Annotated in this window: 11 protein-coding genes; 8 read left to right on the forward strand and 3 right to left on the reverse strand. The window is 64.7% G+C overall.

Translation table 11 applies throughout. The annotated features are described in order from the left end of the window. Positions 1-63 precede the first annotated feature (63 nt). The 3 genes from hemE (at position 64) to rho (ending at position 3,013) form a co-directional block, all read left to right on the forward strand. The gene (gene hemE / locus ACSQ3M_RS27485; protein ID WP_436153263.1) at positions 64-1,089 is read left to right on the forward strand and encodes a uroporphyrinogen decarboxylase; all 1,026 of its coding nucleotides are present in this window, start codon (positions 64-66) and stop codon (positions 1,087-1,089) included. A gap of 12 nt (positions 1,090-1,101) precedes the next feature. Next, the gene (hemJ, locus tag ACSQ3M_RS27490; RefSeq protein ID WP_436153264.1) at positions 1,102-1,527 is read left to right on the forward strand and encodes a protoporphyrinogen oxidase HemJ; all 426 of its coding nucleotides are present in this window, start codon (positions 1,102-1,104) and stop codon (positions 1,525-1,527) included. A gap of 220 nt (positions 1,528-1,747) precedes the next feature. Then, complete coding sequence (gene rho, locus ACSQ3M_RS27495) at positions 1,748-3,013, forward strand: transcription termination factor Rho (RefSeq protein ID WP_126114687.1); 1,266 nt, start codon at positions 1,748-1,750, stop codon at positions 3,011-3,013. Between the two features lie 75 nt (positions 3,014-3,088). Here rho and ACSQ3M_RS27500 read toward each other — a convergent pair whose 3' ends face one another. After that, positions 3,089-5,086 carry a thioredoxin domain-containing protein gene (locus tag ACSQ3M_RS27500; protein WP_436153265.1) on the reverse strand — a complete coding sequence of 666 codons (1,998 nt, stop codon included), beginning with the start codon at positions 5,084-5,086 and terminating at the stop codon, positions 3,089-3,091. A gap of 32 nt (positions 5,087-5,118) precedes the next feature. On the opposite strand from ACSQ3M_RS27500, the gene mnmE reads away from it, so the two are divergent. From mnmE to ACSQ3M_RS27525, 5 genes are read left to right on the forward strand one after another with little or no spacing between them, the layout of a single operon-like run. Then, positions 5,119-6,423 carry a tRNA uridine-5-carboxymethylaminomethyl(34) synthesis GTPase MnmE gene (gene mnmE / locus ACSQ3M_RS27505; protein WP_436153266.1) on the forward strand — a complete coding sequence of 435 codons (1,305 nt, stop codon included), beginning with the start codon at positions 5,119-5,121 and terminating at the stop codon, positions 6,421-6,423. Positions 6,424-6,468: 45 nt separating this feature from the next. Continuing rightward, on the forward strand, positions 6,469-8,361 hold the full coding sequence (gene mnmG / locus ACSQ3M_RS27510; protein ID WP_436153267.1) for a tRNA uridine-5-carboxymethylaminomethyl(34) synthesis enzyme MnmG: 1,893 nt from the start codon (positions 6,469-6,471) through the stop codon (positions 8,359-8,361). A gap of 4 nt (positions 8,362-8,365) precedes the next feature. Next, positions 8,366-9,019, forward strand: a complete 654-nt coding sequence (gene rsmG / locus ACSQ3M_RS27515) for a 16S rRNA (guanine(527)-N(7))-methyltransferase RsmG (RefSeq protein WP_436153268.1) — start codon at positions 8,366-8,368, stop codon at positions 9,017-9,019. After that, the gene (locus tag ACSQ3M_RS27520; protein WP_436153269.1) at positions 9,019-9,852 is read left to right on the forward strand and encodes a ParA family protein; all 834 of its coding nucleotides are present in this window, start codon (positions 9,019-9,021) and stop codon (positions 9,850-9,852) included. The genes rsmG and ACSQ3M_RS27520 overlap by 1 nt, the downstream gene beginning before the upstream one ends. Before the next feature lie 29 nt (positions 9,853-9,881). After that, entirely contained in the window at positions 9,882-10,763 is an 882-nt protein-coding gene (locus ACSQ3M_RS27525) for a ParB/RepB/Spo0J family partition protein (protein WP_436153270.1), read from the forward strand. Here the strand turns inward: ACSQ3M_RS27525 and holA are convergent, their stop codons facing one another. Together holA and lptE are read right to left on the reverse strand one after the other, a co-directional pair. Then, positions 10,764-11,786, reverse strand: coding sequence for a DNA polymerase III subunit delta (gene holA, locus ACSQ3M_RS27530; protein WP_436153271.1), 1,023 nt, complete (start codon positions 11,784-11,786; stop codon positions 10,764-10,766). Positions 11,787-11,797: 11 nt separating this feature from the next. Continuing rightward, positions 11,798-12,319 (reverse strand): LPS assembly lipoprotein LptE, encoded by a 522-nt coding sequence (gene lptE / locus ACSQ3M_RS27535; protein ID WP_436153272.1) that lies wholly within the window; start codon positions 12,317-12,319, stop codon positions 11,798-11,800. Between the last annotated feature and the right edge of the window lies 1 nt (position 12,320).

Below are 12,320 nucleotides of genomic sequence, written 5' to 3' on the forward strand. Positions count from 1 at the left end.
AAACAGAAGACTCTCTTATAAAAGAATCTTTTTAGACGATGGGCCCACAGCCCGGTGTGCTTCATGAGCCAGAGCCTTTTCCTCCGTGCCCTTTCCGGTGAGACCCTGCCGAAGCCGCCGCTTTGGATGATGCGTCAGGCTGGCCGCTATCTGCCGGAATATCGTGCACTCCGAGCGAAGGCAGGCGGCTTCCTCGACCTTTGCTACAATCCGGATATGGCGGCGGAAGTCACTCTGCAGCCGATCAGGCGCTTCGGCTTCGAGGCGGCGATCTTGTTTTCCGACATCCTCGTGATTCCCCATGCGCTCGGACAGAAGCTCTGGTTTGCCGAGGGCGAAGGACCGAGGCTGGAGCCTGTCGCCGACGAAGCCCGGTTTGGCGAGATCCGCGACGAGATCGATCCGGACGTGCTTGCGCCGGTCTACGAGACCGTTCGCCGGGTGAAGGCTGCCCTGCCATCCGGAACGGCGCTCATCGGCTTCTGCGGCGCGCCCTGGACGGTCGCGACCTATATGGTCGCGGGACGCGGCACGCCGGATCAAGGGCCGGCGAAGGACCTGTTCCAGCGCGACCCTGCCTTGTTTGCCAGGCTGATCGACCGGCTCGTCGTGAACTCGGCAAATTATCTCAACGCGCAGATTGCTGCCGGTGTCGATGCCGTGCAGGTCTTCGACAGCTGGGCGGGCTCGCTAGGGCCGGAGGATTTCAAGCGCTGGTGCATCGAGCCGACGCGGCGGATCGTCGACCTTGTTCGCGCTCGCCACCCGCAAGCGAAGATCATCGGCTTTCCGCGCGGGGCCGGCGCCGGCATTCCCGATTATGTTCGTGGGACCGGTGTCGATGCCGTCGGGCTCGAAACCGAGATCGACCGAGGCTTCGTGCGCGAGGCGATCCAGACGCTGGTCCCGGTGCAGGGTCACCTCGACCCGCAGCTTCTGCGCGCGGGCGGCCCGGAGCTGGATCGCGAGATCAAAGCGATCCGTGCGGCATTCGGCGATGGTCCATTCGTCTTCAATCTGGGGCATGGCATTCTGCCGGACACGCCGATCGCTCATGTCGAGCGGCTGGTCGAGTTGGTGCGCGCCTAAAGGATCGACCCGATGGCTTACGAATGGATCAAGGCTTTCCATGTCATGGCGGTGATCGCCTGGATGGCCGGGATGCTCTATCTGCCGCGGCTGATGGTCTACCATGCCGAGGCGCAGACCGGATCGATCCAGTCCGAGACCTTCAAGATCATGGAGCGGAGGCTGCTCAAGGGGATCATCAACCCCTCGATGATCATCACCTGGGCGTTGGGGCTCTACCTCGCTTGGAGCGCTTTCGGCTTCAAGGGCGGCTGGCTACATGGCAAGATCGCCCTGGTACTTGTCCTTTCCGGCTTGCATGGCTATCTGGCCGGCAGGGTCAGAGCCTTTGCCGAAGACCGTAACGACAAGCCGGCGCGCTTCTATCGCGTCCTCAACGAGGTACCGGCGTTGCTGATGGCGGTCATCGTCATCCTGGTGATCGTCAAGCCGTTCTGATATTGGCGCGGTTTCCCGCTTGAGCCCGGTCGGGAAAGCGGTTATCAAGCTTCGCGCCTTCTGTTCGCGTCCTTCCCTATCGTCGACGGTTCGTGCCGCGGCTGCTTCGCCGGCCGACACGACATCCTGACAAGTGGGGCTCCCAGCCCTTCGTCCCCGTCGATCCCTCCACTGCCGTCCGGCTTGCCTTAAGTGCGGGCCTGCTCAACCCGGGTGCCCCATGCGGGAAATCAAACTCCACGAACTCAAGGCGAAATCGCCGACCGAACTGCTCACCTTTGCCGAGGGCATGGAGGTCGAGAACGCGAGCACCATGCGCAAGCAGGAGCTCATGTTCGCGATCCTGAAGCAGCTCGCCTCTCAGGAAACCGAAATCCTCGGCGAAGGCGTCGTCGAAGTCCTGCAGGATGGCTTCGGCTTCCTGCGTTCCTCCGATTCCAATTATCTGCCGGGTCCGGACGACATCTATGTCTCGCCCTCACAGATTCGGAAGTTCGGGCTGCGCACTGGCGACACCGTCGAAGGCCCGATTCGGGGCCCCAAGGATGGCGAGCGCTATTTCGCCCTGCTCAAGGTCAATACGATCAACTTCGAGGATCCGGAGAAGATCAAGCACAAGATCCACTTCGACAACCTGACACCGCTCTACCCCGACGAGCGGCTGAAGCTCGAGGTGCAGGATCCGACCAAGAAGGATTTCTCGCCGCGCGTCATCGATATCGTCGCGCCGATCGGCAAGGGCCAGCGCGCTCTGATCGTGGCGCCGCCTCGCACCGGCAAGACCGTGCTGCTGCAGAACATCGCGCAGTCGATCACGACCAATCATCCCGAGTGCTATCTGATCGTGCTGCTGATCGACGAGCGGCCCGAGGAAGTCACCGACATGCAGCGTTCGGTGAAGGGCGAGGTGGTGTCCTCGACCTTCGACGAGCCGGCGACCCGCCACGTCCAGGTCGCGGAGATGGTGATCGAGAAGGCCAAGCGCCTGGTCGAACACGGCCGCGACGTCGTCATTCTGCTCGATTCGATTACCCGTCTCGGCCGCGCCTACAACACGGTGGTGCCGTCCTCCGGCAAGGTGCTGACCGGCGGTGTCGACGCCAACGCCTTGCAGCGTCCGAAGCGCTTCTTCGGCGCCGCCCGAAACATCGAGGAAGGCGGCTCGCTGACCATTGTCGCGACCGCGCTGATCGACACCGGCAGCCGTATGGACGAGGTGATCTTCGAGGAGTTCAAGGGCACGGGCAACTCGGAAATCATTCTCGACCGCAAGGTGGCCGACAAGCGCATCTTCCCGGCGATCGACATCATCAAGTCCGGCACCCGCAAGGAAGAGCTCATCACGCCGCGCTCCGATCTGCAGAAGACCTATGTGCTGCGCCGCATCCTCAACCCGATGGGTCCGCAGGACGCGATCGAGTTCCTATTGGACAAGCTGCGCCAGACCAAACAGAACTCCGAATTCTTCGACTCGATGAATACCTGACGATTTCAGTACCCCTGGAACGGGAAGGCCACGGCGGTTCGCCGTGGCCTTTTTCGTTTGCCGCGAGCATCCGTCTCAGCGGGCAGCTGCAACCACCTCAGCCAATCGATTCGGCTCCGTGACAGGCGGCAGGCAGCGGCCATGCAGGCAGACGAAGGCAGAGCCTGCCCCCGCCTGCCGGGCATAGGCATGAGCCGGATGCCCGGGTGGCAGCTCCTCCGGATCGGGACAATCAACCAACATGGTCGTCGGATGGGGTAGTGTCAGGGCTGCCTGACGGAATGCCTCGCGGTTGGGGCCGGCCAGTACGACCTCGACGCCGTTACGCGCGAGGTCGTAGGCGTTGAGGACCGAGCCATGCGCCATCGGGGCATGCGCGGCTGCCGCGAGTATGACCGCCAGGAATCGGTCGGCCCGCTCGCGGTCTTCCGGCAATCCGGTCTGAGCCGCGATTCGCATCAGGTTGGCTCCATGCACCCCGTTGGCGTTCGGCACCGCATCGTCGTGAGTCGGCCTGGGTATGACCGGTAGTGCCGCACTGTCGGTGCGAGTCATGCGAAGAAGGCCCGAGTCGGCCTCGCGGTAGTGCCGATCGAGATGTGCGCTCCAGCGCCTGGCGAGGTCGAAGTAGTGCCGATCGCCAGTCGCGTCATGGAGGGCGAGTGCAGCCTCGGCCATCGCCGCGTGATCGAGCGCAAACCCTGGGGTGATCCGGCGACCGGCCCGATAGGAATGGGCTAGGCCTTCACCATCGGCCATGGATTCGGTGACGAAACGAAAGGCGTCGGCCGCGAGTTCGATCCAGCTCGGACGACCGAGAAGGCCACTCGCCCGGACGAGGCCGGCGATCATCAGCCCGTTCCAGTCGGCGAGGATCTTGTCGTCGCGGCCGGGGGCAATCCGTGTGCTGCGGATTTCAAGCAGCCGCTCGCGAAGATGGCTGAGCTCGACAGCAATCTCCGGGGACGGGTCAGGCGTCTCCAGCCGATTGAGAATGGCGTGTCCTTCCCAATTGCCTCCGGCGGTCACGTCATAATGCCGGGCGAAGAGGGCAGCGTCTTCGGGGCCGAGCACCTTTGTCAGCTCCGGAAACGTCCAGACATAGAACTTGCCCTCTACCCCTTCGGAATCGGCGTCGAGGCTGGCGGCAAAGGCGCGCTCCGGCAAAAGCATGTCGCGATCGAGCCAAGCGACGATGCCATCGGCTGCTTCGCGCAGAAGCGGGTCGTCTGTACGCGCTGCCTCGAGCGCATAGAGCGGCAGTAACTGGGCATTGTCGTAGAGCATCTTTTCGAAATGCGGCACGAGCCAGCGTTCGTCGACGGCATAGCGGGCGAAGCCACCACCGAGATGGTCGTGGATGCCGCCGCGCGCCATCTGCACCAAAGTCCGGTTGGTGGCGTCGCGAGAAGTTTCATCTTCGCTGCGTGCGCCATGGCGCCAGAGCAATTCGATCAGGCCCGGGTTCGGGAATTTCGGCGCACCGCCGAGCCCGCCATGGTCGCGGTCGAAGCGGCGCGCGATCTGGTGGGCGAGATGGTCGAGATCGGGCTCGCTGGCCTCCGCGATACGCTGCAGGCTCTGCTGCAGCGCCTCACCGATAGCCGCAGCATTGCGCCCTATGCGCTCGCGATCGCTGCGATAGAGGCCGGATATCTGCCGGAGCACGTCGATGAAGCCGGGTCGCCCATAGCGCGAAGTCGGCGGAAAATAGGTGCCGCCCCAGAAGGGCGCACCATGACTGTCGAGGAACATGGTCAGCGGCCAACCGCCCTGCTCTCCGAGGGTATGCAGGGCGCTCATATAGACATGGTCGATATCGGGCCGCTCCTCGCGGTCGACCTTGATGTTCACGAAGAGCTCGTTCATCACCGCAGCGATAGCGGGGTTCTCGAAGCTTTCATGCGCCATAACATGGCACCAGTGGCAGGCGGCATAGCCGACAGAAAGCAGGACGGGGCGATCGCTGGCGCGCGCTTGCGCGAAGGCCTCGTCGCTCCATTCCCACCACTCAACGGGGTTGTCGCGGTGCTGCAGCAGATAGGGACTGGCGGCATGCTTCAGGCGGTTCATTGGCAGAGTTCCGGCCCAGGCGGTGGCGAGCCGTGAAAGCCTATCCGACGATTGTGGCGCTGTCCTCCGGTGCCGGGCGCGCTGGTGTCGCGGTGGTTCGAGTTTCGGGCGAACGCGTCCGATTCGCTATCGAAACGATTGCTGGGCCGGTGCCGGAAGCCCGCAAGGCCGCCTATCGCATCCTGCGCGATCCAGCCGGCGTGACCATCGACCACGGCCTGGTGCTGTTCTTCCCCGGCCCAGCGAGCTTCACCGGCGAGGATGTCGCCGAATTCCATATCCATGGCTCGCGCGCGGTGCTGTCGCGCCTGTTGTCGGTGCTCACTGCGCTGCCGGGCCTGCGCCTGGCGGAAGCTGGCGAGTTCACCCGCCGCGCCTTCGAGGCCGGCAAGCTCGACCTCGCCGCTGTCGAGGGGCTCGCCGACCTGATCGATTCGGAAACGGAATGGCAGCGCAAACAGGCGCTGCGACAGATGGAAGGCGCGCTCGGGCGCGCGGCCGGCGAATGGCGAACCGCACTGATCAAGGCGATGACCTTGCTCGAGGCCGAGATCGACTTTTCAGACGAGGGCGACGTCGAAGGCCCGCTGATCGTGGGCGCCGTTGCTGAAGCACAGGTCGTGCTCGTCAGCCTGCGCACAGCGCTCGGCAGTTTCGCAGCTGGAGAGCGCGTCCGCGACGGCTTCGTGGTCGTCCTCTCCGGGCCGCCCAATGCCGGCAAGTCGAGCTTGCTCAATGCATTGGCGCGGCGCGACGTCGCGATCGTCTCGCCGATTGCGGGGACGACCCGGGATGCGATCGAGGTCAGGCTGGATCTCGGCGGCATCCCTGTCGTGCTCGTCGACACCGCCGGCTTGCGCGAGAGCCGCGACGCGATCGAAGCCGAGGGCGTGAGGCGGGCGCGGCAGAGGGCGGCTCACGCGGACCTGGTCCTGAGATTGCGCCCGCCCGATTCGGACCCGGAACGAGCCGGCAGTGAAAACGCCGACCTAACTGTCGCGACGATGATCGACCTTGGTGGAGCTGCCCTGCCCGGGGAAGTTGGCGTGTCGGCGGTCACTGGCGCTGGCCTGCCCGAGCTGATCGATATCATCGCAGCTCGCCTCGGCAAGCTCGGCCAGGCAGAGCCTGCGCTCGTCACCCGTGAACGTCAGCGTATCGCAGTGGCAGACGCGGCGGCCGCGATTGAACGCGCCGGCGTGCTACCGCATGAGCAGCCGGAGCTGATCGCCGAAGAACTGCGCATCGCGGTCAGGGCGCTGGAACGTCTGATCGGCAGGGTTGATGTCGAGGATGTGCTCGACATCCTGTTTTCCGGCTTCTGCATCGGCAAATAAGCGGTTTTCGTTGACCTCGCGATCGGGCTTGGCTAGCGAATGGTCATGTCGAATGCGCAGGCGAACGGGCACTACGATGTCGTCGTGGTGGGCGGCGGCCATGCCGGGGCGGAAGCCGCGGCCGCGGCTGCACGCGCCGGCGCCCGGACGGCGCTGATCACCCAGCAGATCGCGACTGTCGGCGCCATGTCGTGCAATCCGGCGATCGGAGGGCTTGGCAAGGGCCATCTCGTGCGTGAGATCGATGCGCTCGACGGGATCATGGCGCGCTGCGCCGACCAGGGCGGCATCCAATTCCGCATGCTCAATCGGCGCAAGGGGCCGGCGGTTCGGGGGCCACGGGCCCAGGCCGATCGCAAGCTCTATCGTGAGGCGGTGCAGGCTGCGCTGGCCGTTCAGGATAATCTCACCCTGATCGAGGGTGAGGCGTTCGATCTGGATATCAACGCTGGCGCCGTTGCCGGCGTTGTACTCGCGGACGGTCGTCGATTCGCCTGCGGAACGGTCGTGCTCACCACCGGCACGTTCCTGCGTGGCCTGATCCATATCGGCGAGCAGAAGATCCCGGCGGGCCGGGTCGGCGAGGCGGCCTCGCTTGGCCTCTCTGCAACACTGGAACGGCACGGCTTTCCGCTCGGCCGGTTGAAGACCGGGACACCACCGCGCTTGGATGGCCGCACGATCGACTGGTCCGGTCTGGAGATGCAGCCCGGCGACGACCCACCCGAGCCGTTCTCGGCGATGACGGAGGCGATCACCACGCCGCAGATCAGCTGCGGCGTGACGCGGACGACGCTGGCGACGCATGAGCTGATCCGCGCGAATCTGCATCGGGCCCCGATGTTTTCCGGGCAGATCGAGGGGCGCGGACCACGCTATTGCCCGTCGATCGAGGACAAGGTTGGCCGCTTCGGCGACCGCGACGGCCACCAGATCTTCCTCGAGCCCGAGGGCCTCGACGACCCAACGGTCTATCCGAACGGGATTTCGACCTCGCTGCCGGAAGATGTCCAGCTCGGCCTACTGAAGACGATTCCGGGCCTGGAGCATGCGACGATGCTGCGGCCGGGTTATGCGATCGAGTATGATTATGTCGATCCGCGCGCGTTGAAAGCGACACTGGAGACACGCGCGATCGCCGGATTGTTCCTCGCCGGGCAGATCAACGGTACCACCGGGTATGAAGAAGCGGCGGCGCAGGGACTGCTTGCCGGACTCAACGCGGCGAGGCGCGCCAGCGGCGGCGAGCCGGTCAGCCTGGACCGGACACAATCCTATATCGGCGTGATGGTCGACGACCTGGTGACGCGCGGCGTTACGGAGCCGTATCGAATGTTTACGTCGCGCGCCGAGTTCCGGCTGTCGCTGCGGGTCGACAATGCTGATGAACGGCTGACATCGTTTGGCGCCGGGCTCGGTGTCGTTGGTAGCGCTCGCCAGGAGCGGTTTGAGCGCGGGCTATCAGAGATCGTTAAGCTTACCGAACTCTTGCGAGCGCGGACCCTGTCGCCGAGCGAAGCGGCTGCAGCTGGGCTCGAGCTCAATCGCGATGGTATCAGGCGATCGGCCTTCCAGATCCTGTCCTATCCGGGAGTTGATTTCGACGTGCTTACTCGCGTCTGGCCCGATTTCGCTAAATTCTCAGAACCCACCCGGGCGCGTGTCGCTGCCGATGCGACCTATGCGGTCTATCTCGACCGGCAAGCGGCCGAGATCGATTCCTATCAGCGCGACCTGGCGCTCCCACTACCGGGCGATCTCGACCTCGACGGAATCTCGGGTCTGTCGAACGAGCTTCGCGCCAAGCTTCGTGCTTCCCGGCCGGACAATCTGGCGCAAGCGGGCCGGATCGAGGGTATGACCCCGGCGGCTTTGACCTTGCTGGCGGCCCATGCACGCAGGCGCAAGGTCGGACGCGCGGCCGGCGTTGGAGCATGAGCCTGTGAGTTCTGTTGATAGCGAGGATAACCGGGATCGCCTGCGTGCTTTTCGCTTGACGCCTGTTTCACGTGAAACAGAGGAGCGCCTTGCCATTCTCGTTGGGGAGCTGCGGCGCTGGCAGAAAGCGAAAAACCTCGTCTCAGACGCTACGCTCAATACTGTCTGGACCCGGCATGTCGCCGATTCCCTGCAGCTGCTCGACCATGCGCCACACGCCAAGCAGTGGCTCGACCTCGGCTCGGGTGGCGGCTTTCCAGGTCTCGTGCTCGGCATCAGGCTGGCCGAACTGGGCGGGCACATCGACCTTGTCGAGAGTAATGCGCGCAAATGCGCCTTCCTGCGCCACGCGGCACGGCTGACCGGGGCGCCAGTGACGGTGCATACCGCTCGCATTGAAGATGTGGTCGACGATTTTGTCGGCAAGGTCGAAGCCGTGACGGCGCGGGCGCTCGCGCCGTTGCCGCTCCTGCTCGACTGGTGCAAAGAGCTGTTGAGAACCGGGGTGACGGGAGTCTTTCCCAAGGGACAACATCTAGAGGCGGAATTGACCGCTGCTGCTAAATATTGGAAGATTCAGTCCACAACGTTTCCATCCTTGACGGATTCGGCGGCCGCGATCCTGGTGATTGGCGGCGCCGAGAAACGGGCCGATTGATGACCGATTCTCAGCTAATCTCCCTCCCCGCCGCGCGACCGCGCGTGCTGGCGCTCGCCAATCAGAAGGGCGGGGTCGGTAAGACCACGACCGCGATCAATCTTGGCACTGCGCTCGCCGCGATCGGTGAGAAGGTGCTGATCATCGATCTCGACCCGCAGGGCAATGCCTCGACCGGCCTCGGGGTCGACCGCAAGAGCCGGAAGGCTTCGACCTATGACGTGCTCTGTGGCGATATCGGGCTTGGCATGGCGATGCAGGCTACGGCCGTTCCCAATTTGTTCCTGGCGCCGTCGACGCTCGACCTGCTTGGCGTCGAGCTGGAGATCGCCAGCGCCAAAGACAGGGCGACGCGACTGAAGAAGGCGATCGATGAGCTGGTCGACGACCAGCGCTGCAGCGATCTGACCTATATCCTGATCGACTGTCCGCCTTCGCTGAGTCTGATCACGATCAACGCGATGACCGCGGCGGATGCGGTGCTGGTGCCGCTGCAATGTGAGTTCTTCGCGCTGGAAGGTCTCAGCCAGTTGCTCAAGACGGTCGAGCAGGTCCGCGCCGGGCTCAACCCGCGCCTGACCATCCAGGGCGTGGTGCTGACCATGTACGACCCGCGCAACAACCTCTCCGGCCAGGTCATGGCCGATGTCCGCGATTTTCTCGGCGACAAGGTCTACGAGACGGTGATTCCACGCAATGTGCGGATCTCGGAGGCGCCGTCCTATGGCAAGCCGGCCTTGCTCTATGATCTGCGCTGCGCGGGGTCGCAGGCCTATCTGAAGTTGGCCTCGGAGGTGATCAGGCGCGAGCGCACCTTGCGCGCCGCCGCCTGATGCGGGTGAAGGGTTCAAGAGGAATGGCAATGGTCGAGGAACAGGGGCGTTCGCGTCTTGGCCGAGGTCTCGCCGCTTTAATCGGCGATGTTGGAGACGAAATCGGCGCGCTTGAGCGGGCCCGGGGCCAGCGCAAGGTGCCGGTGGAGTTCCTGCGTCCAAATGCGCGCAACCCGCGCAAAATCTTCAACGACGCCGAACTCGACGATCTGACCGCCTCTGTGCGCGAGCGCGGCATCCTGCAGCCGATCATCGTGCGCTCGATCCCGGGCATGATCGACGCCTATGAGATTATTGCCGGCGAACGGCGCTGGCGCGCGGCGCAGCGCGCCGAGCTGCACGATGTTCCGGTCATCCTGGTCGAGGCCAATGATCGCGAGGCGCTCGAGATCGCCATCGTCGAGAACGTCCAGCGCGCCGATCTCAATGCGATGGAAGAGGCGGCCGGTTATGAGCGGCTGATTGCCGAGTTCGACTATACGCAGAACGACCTCGCCAAGGTGATTGGCAAGAGCCGCTCGCATGTGGCGAACACGCTGCGCCTGAGCAAGCTGCCGGAACCGGTCAAGCTAATGGTCGGCAATGGCTCGGTCTCGGCCGGTCATGCGCGTGCACTTCTGGCTGTTTCGGATCCGGAACAGGTCGCGAAACGCATTGTTGAGCAAGGCCTTACGGTCCGCGATATCGAGCGGCTCGGCCAGGACGAAGCGCGCAGCGAGAACAAGCCGGTGCGGGCTGCCGCACCGAAGCCGGAGAAGGATCCGGATACGCGCGCGGTCGAGAAGGCGCTGGAAGAAGCGCTCGGCCTCAGTGTCTCGATCCAGCATCGTGCCAATGGCGGCGGCGAGATGAAGATCAGCTACAAGACGCTGGAACAGCTCGACGCGCTCTGCCGGCGTTTGAAGGCCTGATCAACGTCCCTTGCCGGACATTCGGCTGAGCGTCCAGAGCGCGCGGGCGGCGATGGGCTTGGCCATGTCGCCGTCGCGGCGCACGGCCAGGATCGCTGCTCCAAGGATGGTTATTGCATCGCGCAAGCGGGTTGCGGGCCAGGCATTCAGCGCCGCTTCCGCGGTCGCAAGGCGCGGATAGGGCAGCCGCATAGCGCCGATCGCTTCGCGCGCCGGCTTGCCGCCCTCGATAGCCAGCTTCGCCTTGAGCAAAGCGAGCGTATGGCGCAGCACCGCGCCAAGCAGCACGCCCTGGTCGAGCCCCTCGCCCGCGAGCTTGGCGAGGGCGAGATCGAGGCTCGGCAAGCGGCCGGCGAAGACGGCATCGACCACCCCGGCCTGCTCGCGCTGGGCGGTATCGCCGACGACGGCGTCGACATGGTCAGACGTCAAGGCCGCGTCGCTGCCGGCATAGAGGATCAGCTTGTCGATCTCCTGGCGGGAGGTCTGGCGGTCGCCACCGAGCAGGCTGGTCAGAAGGTCGCGGGTGGTCCTGTCGATGCTCTTGCCGGCCGCTCGCGCCATCTCGTCGACGATCGTGCCGAGATCGCGCGCTGCATCGCCATAGCAAGGCACGGCAAGTGCGGATTTCGCGCGTTCGCAGGCGGTGCGCAGCGGATTCGATTTTTGCAGGTCACCAGCCTCGATGATCACGATGGCGTCCTGCGATGGCGTCGCCAGCAGCGGCTCGACGGCGGCTGACAGTGGCCGAGATGTCGGCGAGACGCGGATTGCGCGGCGCCCGCCGAACAGGCCTATGGTATTGGCTTCGTCGACCAGCTTGAGCGGGTCGGAAGCGAGCTGATCACCATCCATGCGAATCAGCTGGAAGGCATCTTGCGGATCATCAACGCTGCTGCGGGCCAAAGCGGTGGCCCGCTCGGAGATCAGCCCGGCATCCGGGCCATAGAAGAGGAACAGGCGCCAGGCCGGGTCCGGGCGCGCGAGGGCGCGATCCGCCTCGTGCGCCTTGATCATTGCCATCGAAAGCAGCCTCAGCCGCTGACGAGCGCGGCGGCGACGCGGGCCTTGATCAGCTGAGCGAGGTTCTTGGCGGCGCGGACCTGGGCGTCGCGCGCCGCACGTAGCGAGGCGAAACGCTGCTGCGAGCGCTCATAAGGCGCCCGGACGACGCTCTGGCCCGAAGCCACGACCTCGTTCGAACCGGCGCGGACCAACTGCCAGTTCGCGGTGGCGACCAGAACAGCCGAATCGGCGCGGCCATTGGCGTAGTCGACCGTGATGACTTCGAGCGATTCGGTCGTGGTCGCGGTGAGCTTCAGGATTTTCTGCCGGTCGGGTGCGCCGCCGCCATCGAACTCGAAGACGAGCTCGTTGCGCAGATAATGGCCGACCAGGCCCTTGATTTCGGGCACCTCGATGCCGAGCATCGCATTGCGGACATTGCCACCGACCTTGCTGACCGTGCCTTCGCCATAGAGCGGCTGAAAGCAGCCACCGGCAAGCGCAGCAAAGGCCAGCACGGCCGCGAGCGCCAGCGGGCGGCGGCGCGTCATG

The sequence above is a fragment of the Allobosea sp. LjRoot90 genome, from assembly GCF_964254315.1.
In the GTDB taxonomy this organism is placed as follows: Bacteria; Pseudomonadota; Alphaproteobacteria; order Rhizobiales; family Beijerinckiaceae; genus Allobosea.